This is a genomic window from Acinetobacter sp. PC34 (assembly GCF_051789135.1).
Lineage (GTDB): Bacteria > Pseudomonadota > Gammaproteobacteria > Pseudomonadales > Moraxellaceae > Acinetobacter > Acinetobacter johnsonii.
The window spans coordinates 3,018,569-3,035,905 of the sequence record NZ_CP196664.1 but is presented as its reverse complement, the minus strand read 5'-3'; the positions used below and the strand labels follow the sequence as shown (position 1 = coordinate 3,035,905).

Sequence of the window (17,337 nt, the reverse complement as noted above, 5' to 3'; positions counted from 1 at the left end):
CTAAAATTATTTAATTTTAGCTTCTTTGAAGATTACGTGTTGACGGATTTTTGGATCAAATTTTTTGATTTCCATTTTTTCCGGCATAGTACGTTTGTTCTTAGTTGTGGTATAGAAATAACCTGTACCAGCAGTAGAAACTAGGCGAATTTTATCACGCATTGTTCAGACTCCTTAGATCTTTTGACCTTGAGCACGTAGGTCAGTAACAACCTTCTCGATACCCAATTTGTCGATAATACGCATACCTTTTGTAGTTAGACGAAGACGTACGAAACGTTTTTCGCTTTCTAACCAGAAACGGTGGTGATGCAGGTTCGGCTCGAACCGGCGTTTGGTTTTGTTATTGGCGTGCGAGACGTTGTTGCCAACGACTGGACGCTTGCCGGTAACTTGGCAAACCTTAGACATGGTGAACTCCATTGCTAGACAGCACCGATTGTGCGCTAGTTATTAAGTAAACGGATGAAATCATTCAAGGGGCGTTTTATACCAAAAATGCGCTTAAAAGACAAGCGATTTTCATTAAAACTAGGCATGAACCCGTGCGATAGGTCATGCCTTGATCATTTAGCGAAGAAGGGTCTTTGAAATCAACTTGTGAATTGGTTTGTTAAACGGTGGGAGAATGAATTTCAAGCTATATAACTTGGGATTCGACATCACTGACCGTTCATGCGACAAACTGAAGAAACCTTCTGGACCATGATATTTCCCCATACCTGATGCACCAACGCCACCAAATGGTAAATCGTCTTGTGCGACATGGGTCAAAACCGTGTTTTGTCCGAAATGCCCTGAATGAGTACGCTGTGCAACATAATCTGCACGCGCCTGATCAAAGTCGAAGTAGTATAATGCAAGTGGACGCGGACGGCTATTAATAAACTCGATAACATCGTCTATTTGATCATATTCCATGATCGGCAGCAGTGGTCCAAAGATTTCGTCTTGCATAATACGCATGTCAGGCGTGACGCCAGTTAACAGTGTAGGGGGCACTTTACGTGTATCGGAGAAGGTTTCATGGGCTGGGTTGATTTCAACCACCTGTGCTCCATGCTCACGTGCATTTTCAAGATAACTTTGCAAGCGGTTGTATTGGCGGTCATTAATAATTGAAGTGTAGTCTGGATTATGCAGAATGTCAGGATACATCTCTTCCACACACTCGCGGAAGTGTTCAATAAACTCGGCAGTTTTACCTTTAGGCAAGAACATATAGTCAGGTGCCACACAGGTTTGACCTGCATTCCACAGTTTACCTGCAGCAATCCGCTGTGCAACATCCCGTAAATGAATAGAAGGATGTACTAATACTGGTGATTTTCCGCCAAGTTCGAGGATCAATGGAACGAGGTTCTCTGCCGCAGCAGACATGACGGTTTTACCGACATTGGTTGAACCTGTGAAAATCAGTTTGTCAAAAGCCAGACGACAAAAGGCATCCGAGATCGCACCACCGCCATTGGTCACGGAAACTAATTCTTGAGGGAAGGCTTCAGAGAGCGCTTTTTCAAGGATGCGACCAAAGTTACCCGATGAACTAGAAATCTTGATCATGGCATGGTTACCTGCCGCCAAAGCACAAATTAAGGGTCCAATCGAGAGTAATAAAGGATAGTTCCATGGGGTAATAATGCCGATCACACCTAAAGGTTGATATTGCACCCATGCTTTAGCCGGCTGGTGAATGATGGAAACGTGACGTTTCGAGGGTTTCATCCACGTGGTTAAATGCTTGCTATAATATTTGATATGTTCAAGGCAGGTGAGTAATTCCCCAATTTTGGTTTCACTGGTGGAACGGTTGCCATAGTCTTGATTAATTGCCTCTGCAAATTGATCTTGATACTTAACTAAGATACGCTTAAGTCGTGCCAAACGGTCAATACGCTCTTTTGCGGTTGGCAATGGATAACGTAAATAAGCGTGCTTTTGCTGTTCAAGCACATCATGTAGGTGCTGAATATCATAAGAATGTGGTGTCAATGAAGTTGTTTTTGTTTGACTGTTCATGCCGCACTACCATTTCAAATTTCAATTTATGTTTAATTTTTTAGAGTAATTGCTCTAATTAGTCAAGTTACTTTATGTGTTAGTCTTCTAATGCACTGAATGAATGGTTATTTTAGGATGTCTCAAACTAAAACGTTGAAAACCAAAGAACGTATTTTGCAACTCAGTTTGCAGCTTTTTAACGAGCGTGGAGAACGTTCTGTTACGACCAATCATATTGCCGCTGAATTGAATATGAGTCCGGGCAATTTGTATTATCACTTTCGCAATAAAAGTGAAATTATCAAAGAGCTCATGGAACAGTATCAAGGCGAAACGCTACAGATGCTGGCTTTGCCCGATGACCGTCTGTTAGATGCTAATGATAAAATTCGTTATTTTCAGGTGCTAAGCAGCCAGTTGTGGGCTTATCGCTTTTTACATCGTGATGTCTATCATTTGGTTGAAAACAATGAAGACTTCCGCAAGATGTATCCGCGTTTTGCAGGGCAAGTGATGCAACAAGGGCAAAAGATCTATCAGGCCTTTGTTGATGCCGGTCTGATGCAAATGACGTCGTCAGAAATTGAAGCCCTGATTATCAATTTATGGATTGTACTGACCAACTGGACCAACTTCCTTTATATGTCGGGTCATATCACTGATTCCAATACATTAGAAGAAAAGTGGGTCTGGCAGGCACTCCGTCAAATGGTGTTCTTAGAAGGGACCTATTTGCGTGGTGAAAGTCGTGAGACGTATGAGCGCTTGTTGGATACGATGGGGCCGTCTGAACTGTTTTCGAGCTTGGCGTCATTTAAATCGGATGATAAGCCATAAGGTGTTTTGACAGCTGGGTAAAAAGCGCTAGAATACTCGGCTTGATTTTCATTTTACTGATTTAAACTGACATGAATATGACAACTGCTAACACGGCACGTTTACTGATTACTTGTGAAGATAAGCCAGGGATCGTGCAAGCTGTATCGAGCTTTTTGTATCATCAAGGCGCGAATATTACTGCGCTTGATCAATACGCGACTGAAGCTCAGGGCGGACGTTACTTCATGCGTGTTGAGTTTGAACTAGACAATTTACAGTCTCGTAAAGAAAGCATCACTCAAACTTTTGCTGCAAATGTAGCAGAGCGTTATGAAATGCAATGGCGTTTGGCACTGGTCAGCGACGTGAAAAAAGTCGGGATTTTGGTGTCTAAAGTAGACCATGCCTTACTTGAGCTGTTATGGCGTCATGCGCGTGGTGGTTTGCCGTGCGAAATCACCAAAGTGATTTCTAACCATGAAACTTTACGCGAAGCGGTTGAGAACTTTGGCATTCCGTTTGAAGTTGTCCCTGTAACGAAGGACAACAAACGCGAAGCTTATGCTGAAATTGATGAATTAATGCAAGGCAATGACTTATTGGTACTTGCGCGTTATATGCAAATTCTAGATGAAGCATTTGTCGAGAAGTGGGAAATGAAAGTGATCAACATTCACCATTCATTCCTACCTGCTTTTGTTGGCGCAAACCCATACAAGCAAGCGCATGAAAAAGGTGTAAAACTCATTGGTGCAACTGCGCACTATGTCACTGCGGATCTGGACCAAGGTCCGATCATTGAGCAGGATGTAGAGCGTGTGAACCATGACTTTACGGTTGATCAATTACGTGAATTGGGTCAGGATGTTGAACGTAATGTCTTGGCACGTGCAGTGAAGTGGCACTTAGAAGACCGTATTATTGTTGATGGTAACAAAACAGTCGTTTTCCAATAAAAAATGGGTTGCAAGCAAGATTGAAAAAGGCATACATTAAGTATGCCTTTTTTGTTTGGGTATGATTAGAAAAAACCATAAAAAGTGACAAATTAATAGTTGCAAATGAAAACACTTCTCATTTATCATTGCGCTACTTTATTGTACTAACCGATAAGCGTTATAGTGGAAACCAACCCAGTGACCACTCCGCTTAAATTAGGTCACCGATTTTAATGAGTTCAACAGTTATTTCTCCTATGCAGACTCCCAACCCGATGAAAAAGAAAGTTCTTGCTGCTTTGATCGCGGTTGTCGTGGGCCATATGGGCGTATTGTGGGCAGTGAACCACATGAAAGCTCCTGAACTCAAACCGATTGAAAAAGAACCATTGAAGGTTCGCTTCGTTAAAATTCAAGAACCACCAAAACCGCTACCGCCTAAGCCGAAGGAAGAACCGAAAAAGGAACCGACTAAGCCGAAGGAAGTGAAGATTGTGGAAAAACCACAACCGACCCCACCGAAAAAGGTAGAAAAGGTTCAACAAGTTAAAAAAGCAGAAGTGGTTAAACCAGTTGTTAAACCAACTGAAACCCCAGTGAAACCGACAGACACCACGACGATTACAGAGAAAAAAGTCGAAAAACCTGTCGTGCAACCAGAGCAAGCGAAACCTGTTACTCAGGCTGCACCAGCTGATACTTCACCTAAGTCGGTGTCGATTGGTGGTTCAGGTGTGCAATGGAGCCGCTCTCCAAAACCAGTTTATAGTAATCAAGATTTACAAGGTGAAAACCGTCGAGTCGTGGTGCTGATTGAGGCGAATGAAAAAGGGTCGATTGTGAATGCCCGTATTACGCGCTCAAGTGGTGTGCCTGCTTTAGATGAAAAGATTTTAAGAGCTGTCAAAGGCGCTAAATTTAAACCTTATAAAGAAAATGGTGTGGCTTATCCAATTCGGGCTGAGCAACCATTTGATTTAGAATTGAATACAAAACGCTAACTTTATCAGGAGTTCGAGTATGAACTTTTCAGTTTATTGGCAACATGCTGATGCAGTCAGTAAAACACTGTATTTCATCTTGTTGGCAATGTCGATTGCAACGTGGACCATCTTTGTTTTACGTATCATGGGTACACGTCAATTGAAACAACAAGCTTATGCTCAACTTTCACAAGCTTTAGCTAAGTTAAAATCAAAGTTTGCTGTATTGAACTTTGAACAACGTAAAGCCGTTGCAGAACAAGCCCTTCTTCGTCAAATTTCTGCTGAAAAAGCGAATGCTGAGAAAGGTGTTTCAGTTCTAGGTACGATTGCATCGCTTGCACCGTTCGTGGGTTTGTTCGGTACAGTATGGGGAATTTTCCATGCCCTTGTTGCTGTTGGTAAAAGTGGTCAAGCGGGCTTAGCGCAAGTTGCAACTCCTGTAGGTGAAGCACTGATCATGACGGGTTTAGGTTTGGCTGTCGCGATTCCTGCGGTGTTAGCGTATAACATCTGTGCGCGTGTAAACCGTACTTTGGCACATGAGCTTCAAGACCAAGCACACGGCTTGCTCATTGATACCATGTTGCAACAAGACTCAGCACCTGCGGCAGTAGAAAGTAAAGCGACTCAACAAGGTTTAGTTGGAGGTCAAGCTTAATGGCTTTTCAATTGGGTGACGATAACGATGCTGGCATGAATGAGATGAATCTCATTCCGCTGATTGATATTATGCTGGTTTTGATGATCATCTTCTTGGTGACAGCGACCGTTGCCAACCCATCAATTCCATTAACTTTACCAAAAACGACGGCTGATATTGTAGATCCTCCACCTAAAGCCATTACGGTGAGTATTAATGCAAAAGGTGAAGTGGCTTGGGATAATCAAGTGATTAGTTTGGAAGAACTACAAACGCGTTTTAATGAAGCGGGTGAGTTGGAAACCAAGCCAACGGTTCAACTTCGTGCAGATAAAGAATCTCGTTACGATATGGTCGCACAAGTTATGTCTCGTGCGAGTGAAGCTGGACTGGCGGATATTGCTTTCGTAAGCGATAACTAAGTTGATGTTAAAAAAAAGCGACTCTTGAAGTCGCTTTTTTTATGGTGAATGATTGAGTTATTTGCTGTCTTTCAATAAAGCCTGAAACTTAGAGCGCAGCTTCATCAGTTTTGGCGGAATGGCAAAGTTGCAATAGCCTTGAGATGGATTACGAGCGTAAAAGTTTTGGTGATAGTCTTCAGCCGAATAGAACGTTGGTACAGGGCTGAGTTCGGTCACAATATCGAGACCTTCTGCCTTTAAGTCGTTAATCGCTTGCTCTGCATCAGCACGCTGCGCATCATTAAAATAATAAATGACTGAACGATACTGGGTTCCGACATCATTGCCTTGACGGTTGAGTGTTGTAGGATCATGAGTGGCAAAAAATACATCGAGCAGCTGAGCATAGCTGATTTGAGTTTCATCAAAATCAATTAAAATAACTTCGGCGTGGTTGGTATCGCCACGACAAATATCTTCATACGTCGGGTTATCGGTATCTCCACCTGCATAACCACTGGTCACTTTATGTATGCCCTGAAGCTCTAAATAAACCGCTTCTACACACCAAAAACATCCACCACCAAAGAGTGCTTGTTGCATTTTAAAATCCTAATTGTGTTTATATCTGTTTATATAAGGGCTGATTGGTGCAGTACAATGTTGTCTGCTACAGATTAAAAAAGCCTGTGATTACAGGCTTTTTATAGAAATAATTTAACGTGGTTGAATGGCAGAGCCAAACTGTAGCAGCAAGTTGCCATGTCGATCGAGTAGTTTCAGAGTTTTACCAAACACTTGGTAATGTGTCACTTTTGCCAGCGCTTCTTGGAACTGTTGCGGAACAGTACTGTTATTGATACAGGCCATTCGGGTGGTTGCGAGCTGGCTCAAGGTGAGCGTATCGCGTCCTACGGTATAGCTGCCCATAATTCGGTTACAGCCATCTGCACCACTGATGCGGTTATCAGCTGAAAACTGAAGGCTTGGAATATTACGTTCATTGGGTGCTGTTTTAATTTCGGTATTGCCGATTTGCGTCAAAATCCAAGTCCGTTGCTGAAGCTGTTGAATGTTGGCCATTTCAATGGTGTCGGATGGCGGTGGTGTCGTTTGGCAACCAGTCATGATTAAGCTACTCGCTAAAAGACTGCTTGCAATCAGTTTTTTTAACATGGGATCAGACTCTTATTTTGATGTATCGTCTGAACTATCAAAGCAAATTTTGTCGTTGATTGCCAGTTTTAACTTGCAGCTTTTCGTTGCAGACCTTAGCGTGTTTGGTCAACGGGTAAACCCTGACGAATGAGCTGTGAATACTCAGGACTGGTTAAAGCTGTTTGTTTGCTTACACGTGGGTTGATATAGGCTTTTTGATACCATGTTTTCATATCCCACTGTGGGCTAATCGCGCCTAAGTCATACAGATAGTTCGGCAAATAACCTGAAGCTAAAATACGATAGTCGGTTGGTAAAGCGTCATGTGAAACGGCTTGAACCATATCAAACACCAAGGTGGTGCAATTACTGGTGAGGGTGTTATACCACTTAGGATGTTTGGCCAGCTCGTCTGCCTTATGTAAATACTCTACAAACAGTGCTTTACTTTCAGCCTGTCCGAGGCGAACAGGAAAGAAATAGACTTGTTCATGACGAATATTGCTACGGGTATACACAATATCATGCTCATCTGAGGCCACTAAACTCAGCTCATATTTTCTAAAAAAACCACCAATCGCTGAAAATTCTTCATTTTTTTCTTTGCGAATTTCAATGGAAAAAGTCAGCGGTGCAGTATTGGCAAAATCAAAACTGACCAAGGTATGTGCGATTTGCGGTCCCATCCAGTATGAGGTAATGATATTGACCCCAGTGATTTGATTTAGATCGAAAGAGCGGGTATCCCAATGTTCAGTATAGGAGCCGTCAGGGTGCCATGTAAAATTACGGACATTATGAAGGGTGACATGGTCGCCTTGTTTTTCATAATGCAAGATTTTTGCTACTTCAGGTTGCCAGTCGCGGTCTTGGCGAGCATCTAAACTAAAATACCAAGACAATGCCAGTAAAAAGCCAAGGAGATAAAGGATGATATCGAGGCGACGACCAAAAAAGCTTTGGGTGATATAGATACCCAAAATGCTGAGCGCAAAAGCAATCCAGATCCCAATAAAAATACGGCTGACCAACCAGCCCAAAGGCTCTTGAATCCACAATGCAAAACACAGCCAAATTGAACTGAACAAGACAAAAATACTAAACAGGGTGTGGAGTAATCCAAAGCCCAGTGTCCGCCAAAATTCTATTTTGATCATGTTGTGCATCGTGCTTTTAGCAAAAAGAATATGCTTTATTTTTGATAGGTTGCGAACTCAAAAGCAATTCCAGTTTTGTCATCAATATGTTGTTCTGACGCGACTTTTTTAAATGCTGCTGGAATGGCAGGGTAATGCGCATCACCTTGCACATCGAGTTCAACATGCGTGAGTTCTAAACGGTCCGCAATGTCGATGGTCTGTTTAAAAATTTCACCGCCACCAATGATAAAAATACTGTCAGGTTTTTCTGAAGCTTGAACATTGGCAACAGCTTGCGCTAAAGCTTCTTCGATGCTGTAAGCCACCTTTGTGCCTTCAAAAGCCCAAGAAGTGTCGCGAGTAATGACCCAATTGACACGCTTGGGTAATGTACGGCCCATCGATTCCAGCGTTTTACGGCCCATAATGACCACACCACCTTGGGTGATGGCTTTGAAGTGTTTTAGATCGGCTGAAATATGCCAAGGTAGGTCATTGCCTTTACCAATACAGCGCTGCTGATCCATTGCCACTACATGTACAACTTCTAAGTTTTGAAAGGCCATAATGCGCTCAAATGTTGGGTCATATTTCTGATTCTTCCTCAAGGAGAGGAAGAATATCTATGGGTAAACCTTAATCCCGCTGATTCAATGCGAGATTGAATTGGACTTGATCTACTTTAAACAGCAACAGGTGCTTTAATCCCTGGATGCGATTCATAACCCACGATTTCGATATCTTCAAATTTAAAGTCGAAAATATCTTTAATCGCAGGATTCAGTTTCAGTTGGCACAGCCCTAAAGGTTCACGGCTTAACTGAAGCTTTGCTTGCTCAAAATGGTTGGCATATAAATGTGTATCGCCACCCGTCCAGACAAAGTCCCCCACACCTAAACCGCAGACTTGTGCGATCATATGGGTGAGTAGCGCATAACTGGCAATATTAAAAGGCACACCTAAAAATACATCGGCACTGCGCTGATAGAGCTGACAAGACAGTTTGCCGTTATGGACAAAGAACTGGAATAGAGTGTGGCACGGAGGAAGAGCAACTTGCCCAGCTTCTTGTGGATTCCAACCCGATACAATCAGACGGCGTGAGTTTGGATTGGTTTTAATTTCATTGACTAACCAAGCAATTTGGTCAAAACCATCTTGTTCATATAAACCATCGGCTTTTTTAGTTGCGCCGAAGTTACGCCATTGATGTCCATACACCGGCCCCAGTTCACCTTCTGGGCGACCAAAACGCGCAGTTTGTTCTGCGGTTGACCATTCGTCCCAAATACTGACTTTGTTGTCCTGTAAATATTGCACATTGGTATCGCCTTTTAAGAACCACAACAGCTCAATCACGATCGAACGAAAGTGTACTTTTTTAGTGGTTAATAAAGGGAAGCCTTGAGAAAGATCAAAGCGCATTTGATGACCAAATACCGAGCGCGTACCTGTACCAGTACGGTCGCCTTTATCACCGCCGTGATCGAGGATGTGTTGTAGCAGGTCTAAATACGTTTTCATAAAACTCTCAAATAAACACTTCGGGGGAACAGACCTCTTAATAGATGTGCCTGTACTTTCCACTCTAAATTATAAAATCTGCGGATGATTATACTGAATTGTGCCTTATTGCGCACCCGAGATTAGTAAGTCAGGCGAGATGATTAATCATATAAAAGTTATGTGAAAGCTATTACAGAGAACCAGGTTAAAGTGGTTTTGTACAGGATTTAAACTGAAATAATTTAATTATATTGGATCTAAATAGGCAGTCGTTTAGATGGGCAATCCATTCCATATCTAAGGACTTCATTGCTGATGTTGAAACATTTGAGCTTGAGGCGAATAGGCACTTGGTGAAGGATTAAATTTTTTTAGTTAATTTAGGTTTCAAAAAGTACAGAGAAAAGAAAACTTTAGAAAGGTTGTGTTGCATTTTGAAAAAAAATATTACATTTACGACATGAAAGTTCAATGCTGAGCGGTTAGTATTTCGAACTCGAAAAGTTGCACACCCCTAATGATTGGGAGGAGAGTTGGTTTTAGTATGCCTTATGATCAAAACGTAAATATGAATGACGTCTATGCGCCTGCGCAAACCAATATCATAATACGTTCTCAGTCAGAGCGAAATGTCACCGCTTCGGATATTTTAAGCTCGAAGCAGGCACGAGAAAGGGCTATTAGTAACCATCAGCGTGTGGATATTGAAAAATTTACAGGCTTTTTAAGAAATATTACCCGTCAAACCAGTACCCAAAAATGTGCTAAAAGTATTCGTATTGGCTTAGAGTCTGCGGGTGCACGCTTCAAGAGTCATCCTGTGGCTGCGGCAGATTGGGGTAAGACCTTAACCAGCATTGGTTATCGTAAAATCAACTTATCTTTTGATCAACCTAAAAAAGGCGATATTTATATTATCGACCGTACTGCAAAAAACCGTTATGGACATATTGCCGCTTATTCAGGCAATGGCTGGGTTTCTGATTTTAAACAAAGTGGTTATGCGGTTTACCGTAACCAAAATGTGAACTACAGCTATTATCGAATGGATTAAGCAGATGTTGACGGGATGTAGAGCAACTCCGCATCCCGATTAAATTCTTTTTTCACGCTGTGCGTGAATCGATACTAAAAATAAACCAATTCCACTAAAGCCGATACACTGAAGCGCCAGCGCAATTTTATCTTGCGCGGGTAGATAGCCGAGCAAACAAATCAGGGCAATTAGGGGTAGAAAAACCACCAAACGCGAAAAGCCTTCCTGATACGGATTGCCCTGAGCAATCTTCAAGTGCGCACTGCGCAGCAGATGCGTTGTAATGCCAATCCCTAGACTCAAACCAATAAAAATTGCGCCAAGCTGTTGAACTTGTGCTGCGATAACAATCATCACACAAGTTGCAATACAAATGATGAGTTTAATTTCACGGCTACAGCGTTCCGAATACCAAAAGCTCAACATGGTTTATTTGGACTCAGGCTGAGTATTGCTATGCAAAAGGGATAGGGGGGAAAATAGGCAAATCCCCAGCGCCATAAAACCAATCCCTTGTGCACCTGGAATCAACAGTTCACCATCTTTAATATTCATAAAAATCAGCGCCAAGAGTAGGGCAATCGGAATCCAAGTCAGTAGACGATACAGAAAACCTGTAGGATTTTTGGCCGCAAAGTGAATTTTGCAGTAACGACAAATCAGAAAAATAATCCCAGTACCCAAGAACATTAAAATGGCATTGAGGCTTAGGGGGGCCATCCAATACAACACACCTGTTACAACAGCAATTGCGATAAAAATAAGTAATTTTTTAAGAATAGAAATTGAGGGATTAAACCAAAATTCGAGCATGGGAGTGATGTATTTAAAAAACCAAACATATGTCACTTTAGCATAATTTGGTCCTAAAAAAGGGGGCAATGATGCCCCCAATATTTAATCCGCTCACCGGATTAGCTATTATTCTTTTGTGGGCCCCAATCATAGATTTTCTTTTGATAGGCATACCACATCATCCACGCGCCTACCAGAATCATTGGTAGACTGAGGAATTGACCTTTACTCATCCATGCAATGAACAGCTGTCCGTTGTCAGGCTCACGGAAGAACTCGACGATGAAGCGGGCCATACCATAGCCCATCAGGAATAACGCTGAAACCGCCATACGAGGACGTGGCTTTGAACTGAACCACCACAGTACGATGAATAACAATAACCCTTCAAAAAAGGCCTGATAGAGCTGAGATGGATGGCGAATCAGCTGTAGCGGGTCAGTTGGGAAAATCATACCCAGTGCAAAGTTTGGGTCTGCAACAGGACGACCATAAAGCTCTCCGCCAATGAAGTTACCAATACGGCCAAACATGAGCCCTGTAGGGACACATGGCGCAATAAAGTCGAGGGTTTGGAACCAAGTCATTTTGTATTTCTTGCACCAGAACAGCATGGCAAGCATTACACCCAAGAAGCCGCCGTGGAAACTCATGCCGCCTGTCCAGACTTGGAACAGCCAAATTGGGTTGGCAAGGAATTGCTCAAAGCCATAAAAGAAGACGTAACCGACACGACCACCAATGACTACACCTAGAGCGCCATAAAAGATCAAATCGGAGACCATATCAGGTGTCCAACCACGTTCTTTCGCGCGGTAGCTTGCAAGTCCCCAAGCAAACAAAAAGGCCAATAAATACATCAGTCCGTACCAATGGACTTGTAAAGGGCCAAGTGCTATTGCGACGGGGTCAATATTTGGATAGGTCAGCATGCATATTCCTAGTCATTATGTTTTGAACAGATTTTAGCTGAAAGAGATGAAAAATGTTGTACATTCAATGTGTAAAGATGATGAGTATCGTTTATGTGTATTGTGGCAATAGCATGGCAGGTCTTGGATGAGATGCCATTGTGTTTGATTTCAAATCGAGATGAGTTCTATCAGCGCCCTTCGAGTCTTTTAAAGCAATGGGAAAATAGTCCGATTATTGCAGGGCAAGATTTGCAGTCTGGCGGCACATGGATGGGTATAACGCCAATAGGACGTTGGGCAGTTTTAACCAACTTTCGCGATGGAAAGGATCAAACCAGCTATTCAACGTCTCGTGGACATTTGATTCAATCCTTTTTAGAGTCTGAACAAACCCCGATTCGTTTTGCTCAAGACTTAGAGAAAAAACAATGTGACTATGCGGGCTTTAATCTTTTTATGGGGGATCGGCATCAGGCGGTCTACATGAGCAATCGTGGTGAAGCACCACAGGTTCTTCCGAAAGGCGTGTATGTGGTGTCGAATGGTTTGATGACTGAACATTGGGAAAAAACCAAACATTTACGTAAGCGCTTTACCCAAGAGTTCTTACCGATGTTGCAACAGTCCCACATCTTACAACGCGAGTTAGAGGCGACATCTTGGGATATTTTGGAGGATGAGCGCAAGATTATTCCAGACCTGTTGCCGCAAACTGGCATTAGTCAGGATATGGAAGAGTTATTGTCTTCGACCTTTATTCAAAGCCCTATTTATGGGACACGCTGTTCTAACTTCCTGCGCATGACCCATGAACAATGGTCTTGGCTGGAAAAGCAGCAGCAGGATGAGTGTAAAGGAAAAATCACGGAACAGACGGTATTCTTTAAACTATAAAAAAATGCCGACATGAGGTCGGCATTTGCTGTGTTTTTGCTTAACCTGCGATCAAACCGCCATCATTACGTGTAATGACCACGGTTGCCGAACGTGGACGCGCAGTTTGGTTCGTACGATCGGTTTGGCTTGCAGGCCAGTGGCTGGTTGGTGCATCGTAGCTCTTAGAGTCTTCACCCGGATGTTGCACATTAATGAAAATGGCTTTGTGGTCAGGCGTCATGGTTACCCCCGTGATTTCACATTCAGCAGGGCCTGTGAGGAAACGACGTAAGTTTTCATCTGTAACTTTTGCACCCACAATAGTTGCTTGTTCATTTGGAGCAGTTGCAGCACCGCCATCACCCACTTGACCCGGTAAGGCTGCAAGCATCATACAGTTAGTTGTGTCGGTATACGCGCCATCATCGGTTTGAATCCACAGCACGCCCCGTGGGTCAAACCACATCCCATCTGGTGATGACAGGTCGTTGTTATCATTTAAACCTGAGAGGTTAATGTTTTCCGCCATCGCAGCTTCAGCACCAAATAAGTAAATATCCCATTCAAAGGTCTCTGCCGCTGAGTTTTCTTCTTTGAAGCGAATGATATGACCGTTGACATTGCCTTTACCGCCTTCTGGGTCGCTATAGTTACGTGGATTCGCTGCATCGGTTGTATATGCTGTACCACGGTTTGAGTTGTTGGTCAGCGTAACATAAACTTCCCCATTTTCTGGGTTAACTGCGACCCATTCTGGACGGTCCATCTTGGTTGCTTTAACCGTGTCACCTGCTAAGCGTGCAAAGGTCAGGACTTCTGCTTGAGAGCTAAATGGGTAAATGCTGTTTTGTTCATTTAGGCCATTTTGTCCATAAGCCAATTCGACCCATTGTCCTGTACCGTCATCATTAAATTGAGCCACATAGAACTTGCCATTGTTCATGTATTTGTCACCTGCTCGGTAACCTGTGTTAATGTCTTTCGGGTCCCAAGTTGCATCCGAGACAAATTTATAAATGTATTCGCCACGAGAGTCATCCCCCATGTAGAAGGCAAACGGTTGGCCTTCAATTGCACGGCTTGCACGACAGTCTTCATGTGCGAAACGTCCTAGTGCAGTACGTTTTACAGGGTTTTGACCTGCGTTAAACGGGTCAATTTCTACAATCCAACCAAAGGTGTTTGGCCCATTACGGAAGTCTTGTGTAGCAGTTGCTCCTTTAATAGTTGCATCCCAACGGTCATATAGATCTTGCGACTCAGCTTCGCCAATTGCGGTTTCCCATGCATAACGTGAGTTCGTATCCAAATAAACGGTACGATTTTGCTCATCTTTATTTGGGATTTTATTTCCTGCTGGATCAAGGAGGTAAATAATTTGTCCTTTTTCATTCTTCTTCGGGGTGCCATCTGCATTTTTCTCATAAAGATAATCAATACTTAAGCCCAAGCCATAACGTTTTAATGCGATTTTTTCTTTCTCTGAGCGGCCTGCATATTCATCTGCACCAGCGCGTTTAAAGTATCCAATAAAGTTCTCTTCAGTGGTTAAATAAGTGCCCCATGGGGTGTAGCCATTGCCACAGTTATTATGTGTACCACGCGTTTTCGTCCCGACAGGTGAGTATTGGGTCGCAAGTAAAGTAGTGTTGGCAACAGGGCCGTTAAAGTCCATCACCGTGGATGCTGTGATGCGGCGGTTAAATAACGAGTTTTGTATAATTTCAACTTTTTGATTGGTGTTGTCTTTCTTGATATGAACGACAGAAACCCCATGTGCGTTGACTTCGCGAATCACTTCATCCTCAGGGCGACGGCCATTCGGTTTGGTGGGGCCTTGTGGGTGTAAGAAGGTTTGGTTGATATATTCATGATTCATCACCAACAAGCCTTGTTCAGATGCGGTAGCGTCAAATTGACCCTTTGCAGTATCTAATCCAAAAAAGCTCATCCCATCATGGCAGTCACCTGAACGGAACTGAAAGCTTGGGCCTGAAGGTACATTGTTGTCTTCCCATGCCCCAAATGCAGGATGAATCGAGTCGCCCATTGCATAAAGTACAGAGGCAGTATAGCCTTCAGGAACCGTCACCCAATCATCTAAGTTTTTTTCAACAGGGCTAAAGGTAAGCTTTTCTGGTCGCGTATTGGGGTCGGTTGGTGTGGTGTTACCACCTGATGAGTTTGAATTGTCATCATCGTCTCCACACGCGGTTAAGCTTGAAGCTAAAGCCAATGCAGCAGCCCCACTAGCCGTTTTTTTAATTAAGTTACGACGTGAGATCCGTTTTTCTAGAATGTCTCGAAAATGGACGTTGCTTGAGTCATTATTATCCAGTTCTTGGTCTTCATGGTAAGGCGTTTGATAGGTCATGTTTATTCCTAGCGTTTTTGCTTGGTCGTTTTTAGAAAGTTACAAACAAGGTAAAACGTCAATATGACAGCGTGGTGAAGTTTATATGTCAAAAACATGAAATGATCGGTAGCACATTTAGCCATAAAAAAAGCAGGCAATTTTGCCTGCTCATTGTTTTCAATCGGGGAGCTTAAGCTTCAGCAGCTCGCTTTTTTTCAATCAGTTTTCCAAAAAACAGACCAATCTCAAATAAAAGCCACATTGGTATCGCGAGCATAATCATCGAAAGAGCATCAGGTGGGGTCACAAACATTGCAACAAAAAAACAGCCGACAATAATGAATTTTCGTTTTTCAACCAATTGTTGTGTGCTCACCACCCCAATCAAGATGAGTATTAAGGTAACAATAGGAATTTCAAATGTTAAGCCAAAAACCAAAAACAGTTTTAGACAGAAGCTGAGATAGCTGTTGATGTCTGTCATTGGGGCCACAGTGTCAGGGGAAACACTGATAAAAAAGTGTAAAATGGATGGCAGCGCAATGAAATAAGCAAAAGCTACACCTGCATAAAACAAAGCAATACTACCAATCAAAAGAGGTGTTGCGAGTGATTTTTCTTTTTCGTATAGTGCAGGTTTTACAAAAGCCCAAAGCTGATAAATGATAAAAGGCATGGCCAGCATGAGAGCCACAAAAAAGTTTAGTTTAAATGGCGCCATAAAGGTGGCAGTAACATCCGTTGCAATCATAGATGAGCTAACTGGAAGTTGTGCTCGTAAGGGTTCAGATAGCATTTGGTAGCTATGATTGGCAAAAGGCAATAAACAAAAAAACAAAATGAGAATTAAACCGACGATTTTAAATAAATGACCTCTTAAGATGATCAAGTGCTTAGTAATCGGCATTTCTTCAAGCAGCAGTTGCTCTGAGTCTTGAGTCACTACAGGGCTTAAGTTGCTAGATTTCATACGGCCTCCCGCATCGGTTCAAAGCGATTTTGAACACAGCCTAAATAAGGTGCCGAATCTACAGATGACTTTTGTTTCATAGGCTGAAGTGTCAGTAAGATAGGCGCTTTTTGATCTACATACTGATAAGTATGGGAGATATTTTTATTATCGAGTATGGCAGTTTCTTGGTGCTTTTCATTTGCCAAAATATTTTGTTGTTGTATGTGTTGCATCTGAGCTTGCATTTTTTGTTCAAGCTCCTGAATTCGCTTCATTTCATTTTGCATTTGCTCACGTAATTCAGACATCCGTAGCTCACGGTCAATGTCATTTTGTACATTACTGACCATGCGTTTGACTTTGCCATACCACTTGCCTGCAAAGCGCGCCGCTTCAGGTAATTTCTCTGGTCCAAGAACCAATAGTGCGATAATGCCAAACACCAAAAGCTCTGTCATGCCGATATTGAGCATCGCAAAACTCCAATGACTTAATGTTTGACGGTTGAGTTGCTTGTGTTGCTATTTTGATGTTCTAAGGTGCGTGGTTCATTGAGTTGAGCTGCTTCAGCGTCCTCATCACGGATTGATTTTTTAAAGTCTTTCACGGCACCACCGACATCTTTGCCTAAGTTCTTAAGTTTGGCTGTACCAAAAAGAAGAATAACCACAATTGCAAAAATTAGTACGTGCCAAATTGATAGTCCCGCCATGGGTAGATCCTCATCATTTTTCGTTTTCCCTATATCAACAGGCTTGTGTGACATTGCGGTGACGATGATGTTTCAATTTCAAGACAAAACGATCGCTCCGCACA

Annotated in this window: 22 protein-coding genes; 7 read left to right on the top strand and 15 right to left on the bottom strand. The window is 42.6% G+C overall.

The annotated features are described in order from the left end of the window. Nucleotides 1-6 precede the first annotated feature (6 nt). From rpmG to ACSC9N_RS14805, 3 genes are all read right to left on the bottom strand, one after another. Complete coding sequence (rpmG, locus tag ACSC9N_RS14815) at nucleotides 7-162, bottom strand: 50S ribosomal protein L33 (RefSeq protein WP_003654787.1); 156 nt, start codon at nucleotides 160-162, stop codon at nucleotides 7-9. Nucleotides 163-174: 12 nt separating this feature from the next. Next, entirely contained in the window at nucleotides 175-411 is a 237-nt protein-coding gene (rpmB, locus tag ACSC9N_RS14810; RefSeq protein WP_010325866.1) for a 50S ribosomal protein L28, read from the bottom strand. A 159-nt stretch (nucleotides 412-570) separates the two neighbouring features. Then, nucleotides 571-2,019, bottom strand: coding sequence for a coniferyl aldehyde dehydrogenase (locus ACSC9N_RS14805; RefSeq protein ID WP_010325867.1), 1,449 nt, complete (start codon nucleotides 2,017-2,019; stop codon nucleotides 571-573). A gap of 117 nt (nucleotides 2,020-2,136) precedes the next feature. On the opposite strand from ACSC9N_RS14805, the gene ACSC9N_RS14800 reads away from it, so the two are divergent. The 5 genes from ACSC9N_RS14800 (at nucleotide 2,137) to ACSC9N_RS14780 (ending at nucleotide 5,806) form a co-directional block, all read left to right on the top strand. Continuing rightward, complete coding sequence (locus ACSC9N_RS14800) at nucleotides 2,137-2,838, top strand: TetR/AcrR family transcriptional regulator (protein WP_010325868.1); 702 nt, start codon at nucleotides 2,137-2,139, stop codon at nucleotides 2,836-2,838. A gap of 71 nt (nucleotides 2,839-2,909) precedes the next feature. Beyond that, a complete protein-coding gene (purU, locus tag ACSC9N_RS14795; protein ID WP_004692478.1) occupies nucleotides 2,910-3,776 on the top strand; it encodes a formyltetrahydrofolate deformylase in 867 nt (288 codons plus the stop codon). A gap of 215 nt (nucleotides 3,777-3,991) precedes the next feature. Then, entirely contained in the window at nucleotides 3,992-4,759 is a 768-nt protein-coding gene (locus ACSC9N_RS14790; RefSeq protein ID WP_010325869.1) for an energy transducer TonB, read from the top strand. A gap of 19 nt (nucleotides 4,760-4,778) precedes the next feature. Beyond that, a complete protein-coding gene (locus ACSC9N_RS14785) occupies nucleotides 4,779-5,402 on the top strand; it encodes a MotA/TolQ/ExbB proton channel family protein (RefSeq protein ID WP_004692475.1) in 624 nt (207 codons plus the stop codon). After that, nucleotides 5,402-5,806 carry an ExbD/TolR family protein gene (locus tag ACSC9N_RS14780; RefSeq protein WP_004692473.1) on the top strand — a complete coding sequence of 135 codons (405 nt, stop codon included), beginning with the start codon at nucleotides 5,402-5,404 and terminating at the stop codon, nucleotides 5,804-5,806. The genes ACSC9N_RS14785 and ACSC9N_RS14780 overlap by 1 nt, the downstream gene beginning before the upstream one ends. Nucleotides 5,807-5,863: 57 nt before the next feature. On the opposite strand, the gene msrA is transcribed toward ACSC9N_RS14780, so the two are convergent. From msrA to thyA, 5 genes are all read right to left on the bottom strand, one after another. Then, complete coding sequence (msrA, locus tag ACSC9N_RS14775) at nucleotides 5,864-6,391, bottom strand: peptide-methionine (S)-S-oxide reductase MsrA (RefSeq protein WP_010325870.1); 528 nt, start codon at nucleotides 6,389-6,391, stop codon at nucleotides 5,864-5,866. Between the two features lie 114 nt (nucleotides 6,392-6,505). After that, complete coding sequence (locus tag ACSC9N_RS14770) at nucleotides 6,506-6,964, bottom strand: META domain-containing protein (RefSeq protein WP_010325871.1); 459 nt, start codon at nucleotides 6,962-6,964, stop codon at nucleotides 6,506-6,508. A gap of 95 nt (nucleotides 6,965-7,059) precedes the next feature. After that, nucleotides 7,060-8,112, bottom strand: coding sequence for an Lnb N-terminal periplasmic domain-containing protein (locus ACSC9N_RS14765; RefSeq protein WP_035330379.1), 1,053 nt, complete (start codon nucleotides 8,110-8,112; stop codon nucleotides 7,060-7,062). Between the two features lie 26 nt (nucleotides 8,113-8,138). Beyond that, entirely contained in the window at nucleotides 8,139-8,651 is a 513-nt protein-coding gene (locus ACSC9N_RS14760; protein ID WP_010325873.1) for a dihydrofolate reductase, read from the bottom strand. Nucleotides 8,652-8,767: 116 nt separating this feature from the next. After that, the gene (gene thyA / locus ACSC9N_RS14755) at nucleotides 8,768-9,610 is read right to left on the bottom strand and encodes a thymidylate synthase (protein WP_130235061.1); all 843 of its coding nucleotides are present in this window, start codon (nucleotides 9,608-9,610) and stop codon (nucleotides 8,768-8,770) included. Between the two features lie 526 nt (nucleotides 9,611-10,136). On the opposite strand from thyA, the gene ACSC9N_RS14750 reads away from it, so the two are divergent. Then, nucleotides 10,137-10,646, top strand: coding sequence for a hypothetical protein (locus tag ACSC9N_RS14750; RefSeq protein ID WP_010325875.1), 510 nt, complete (start codon nucleotides 10,137-10,139; stop codon nucleotides 10,644-10,646). Between the two features lie 39 nt (nucleotides 10,647-10,685). On the opposite strand, the gene ACSC9N_RS14745 is transcribed toward ACSC9N_RS14750, so the two are convergent. The 3 genes from ACSC9N_RS14745 to lgt form a co-directional block, all read right to left on the bottom strand. Continuing rightward, entirely contained in the window at nucleotides 10,686-11,054 is a 369-nt protein-coding gene (locus ACSC9N_RS14745) for a hypothetical protein (protein WP_010325876.1), read from the bottom strand. A 3-nt stretch (nucleotides 11,055-11,057) separates the two neighbouring features. After that, entirely contained in the window at nucleotides 11,058-11,441 is a 384-nt protein-coding gene (locus ACSC9N_RS14740) for a hypothetical protein (RefSeq protein WP_029574939.1), read from the bottom strand. Nucleotides 11,442-11,542: 101 nt separating this feature from the next. Then, on the bottom strand, nucleotides 11,543-12,355 hold the full coding sequence (lgt, locus tag ACSC9N_RS14735) for a prolipoprotein diacylglyceryl transferase (RefSeq protein ID WP_010325878.1): 813 nt from the start codon (nucleotides 12,353-12,355) through the stop codon (nucleotides 11,543-11,545). Nucleotides 12,356-12,448: 93 nt separating this feature from the next. Between lgt and ACSC9N_RS14730 the strand changes: the two genes are divergently transcribed. Beyond that, nucleotides 12,449-13,231, top strand: coding sequence for an NRDE family protein (locus ACSC9N_RS14730; RefSeq protein WP_010325879.1), 783 nt, complete (start codon nucleotides 12,449-12,451; stop codon nucleotides 13,229-13,231). 40 nt (nucleotides 13,232-13,271) lie between these two features. Here the strand turns inward: ACSC9N_RS14730 and ACSC9N_RS14725 are convergent, their stop codons facing one another. The 4 genes from ACSC9N_RS14725 to tatA form a co-directional block, all read right to left on the bottom strand. Further along, the gene (locus tag ACSC9N_RS14725) at nucleotides 13,272-15,587 is read right to left on the bottom strand and encodes a PhoX family protein (RefSeq protein ID WP_010325880.1); all 2,316 of its coding nucleotides are present in this window, start codon (nucleotides 15,585-15,587) and stop codon (nucleotides 13,272-13,274) included. Nucleotides 15,588-15,759: 172 nt separating this feature from the next. Continuing rightward, entirely contained in the window at nucleotides 15,760-16,539 is a 780-nt protein-coding gene (gene tatC, locus ACSC9N_RS14720) for a twin-arginine translocase subunit TatC (protein WP_010325881.1), read from the bottom strand. After that, nucleotides 16,536-16,994, bottom strand: coding sequence for a Sec-independent protein translocase protein TatB (gene tatB, locus ACSC9N_RS14715; protein ID WP_010325882.1), 459 nt, complete (start codon nucleotides 16,992-16,994; stop codon nucleotides 16,536-16,538). The genes tatC and tatB overlap by 4 nt, the downstream gene beginning before the upstream one ends. 17 nt (nucleotides 16,995-17,011) lie before the next feature. Beyond that, the gene (gene tatA / locus ACSC9N_RS14710) at nucleotides 17,012-17,233 is read right to left on the bottom strand and encodes a Sec-independent protein translocase subunit TatA (protein ID WP_004979030.1); all 222 of its coding nucleotides are present in this window, start codon (nucleotides 17,231-17,233) and stop codon (nucleotides 17,012-17,014) included. Nucleotides 17,234-17,337: the final 104 nt, after the last annotated feature.

Coding starts and splice junctions, on each gene's coding strand:
- ACSC9N_RS14805 (WP_010325867.1), bottom strand. CDS start 2,019: ATGAACAGTCAAACAAAAACAACTTCATTGACACCACATTCTTATGAT.
- thyA (WP_130235061.1), bottom strand. CDS start 9,610: ATGAAAACGTATTTAGACCTGCTACAACACATCCTCGATCACGGCGGT.
- tatA (WP_004979030.1), bottom strand. CDS start 17,233: ATGGCGGGACTATCAATTTGGCACGTACTAATTTTTGCAATTGTGGTT.
- tatC (WP_010325881.1), bottom strand. CDS start 16,539: ATGAAATCTAGCAACTTAAGCCCTGTAGTGACTCAAGACTCAGAGCAA.
- msrA (WP_010325870.1), bottom strand. CDS start 6,391: ATGCAACAAGCACTCTTTGGTGGTGGATGTTTTTGGTGTGTAGAAGCG.
- ACSC9N_RS14740 (WP_029574939.1), bottom strand. CDS start 11,441: ATGCTCGAATTTTGGTTTAATCCCTCAATTTCTATTCTTAAAAAATTA.
- ACSC9N_RS14730 (WP_010325879.1), top strand. CDS start 12,449: ATGTGTATTGTGGCAATAGCATGGCAGGTCTTGGATGAGATGCCATTG.
- ACSC9N_RS14785 (WP_004692475.1), top strand. CDS start 4,779: ATGAACTTTTCAGTTTATTGGCAACATGCTGATGCAGTCAGTAAAACA.
- purU (WP_004692478.1), top strand. CDS start 2,910: ATGAATATGACAACTGCTAACACGGCACGTTTACTGATTACTTGTGAA.
- ACSC9N_RS14765 (WP_035330379.1), bottom strand. CDS start 8,112: ATGCACAACATGATCAAAATAGAATTTTGGCGGACACTGGGCTTTGGA.
- ACSC9N_RS14770 (WP_010325871.1), bottom strand. CDS start 6,964: ATGTTAAAAAAACTGATTGCAAGCAGTCTTTTAGCGAGTAGCTTAATC.
- ACSC9N_RS14780 (WP_004692473.1), top strand. CDS start 5,402: ATGGCTTTTCAATTGGGTGACGATAACGATGCTGGCATGAATGAGATG.
- rpmG (WP_003654787.1), bottom strand. CDS start 162: ATGCGTGATAAAATTCGCCTAGTTTCTACTGCTGGTACAGGTTATTTC.
- ACSC9N_RS14800 (WP_010325868.1), top strand. CDS start 2,137: ATGTCTCAAACTAAAACGTTGAAAACCAAAGAACGTATTTTGCAACTC.
- tatB (WP_010325882.1), bottom strand. CDS start 16,994: ATGCTCAATATCGGCATGACAGAGCTTTTGGTGTTTGGCATTATCGCA.
- ACSC9N_RS14725 (WP_010325880.1), bottom strand. CDS start 15,587: ATGACCTATCAAACGCCTTACCATGAAGACCAAGAACTGGATAATAAT.
- ACSC9N_RS14745 (WP_010325876.1), bottom strand. CDS start 11,054: ATGTTGAGCTTTTGGTATTCGGAACGCTGTAGCCGTGAAATTAAACTC.
- ACSC9N_RS14760 (WP_010325873.1), bottom strand. CDS start 8,651: ATGGCCTTTCAAAACTTAGAAGTTGTACATGTAGTGGCAATGGATCAG.
- ACSC9N_RS14750 (WP_010325875.1), top strand. CDS start 10,137: ATGCCTTATGATCAAAACGTAAATATGAATGACGTCTATGCGCCTGCG.
- lgt (WP_010325878.1), bottom strand. CDS start 12,355: ATGCTGACCTATCCAAATATTGACCCCGTCGCAATAGCACTTGGCCCT.
- rpmB (WP_010325866.1), bottom strand. CDS start 411: ATGTCTAAGGTTTGCCAAGTTACCGGCAAGCGTCCAGTCGTTGGCAAC.
- ACSC9N_RS14790 (WP_010325869.1), top strand. CDS start 3,992: ATGAGTTCAACAGTTATTTCTCCTATGCAGACTCCCAACCCGATGAAA.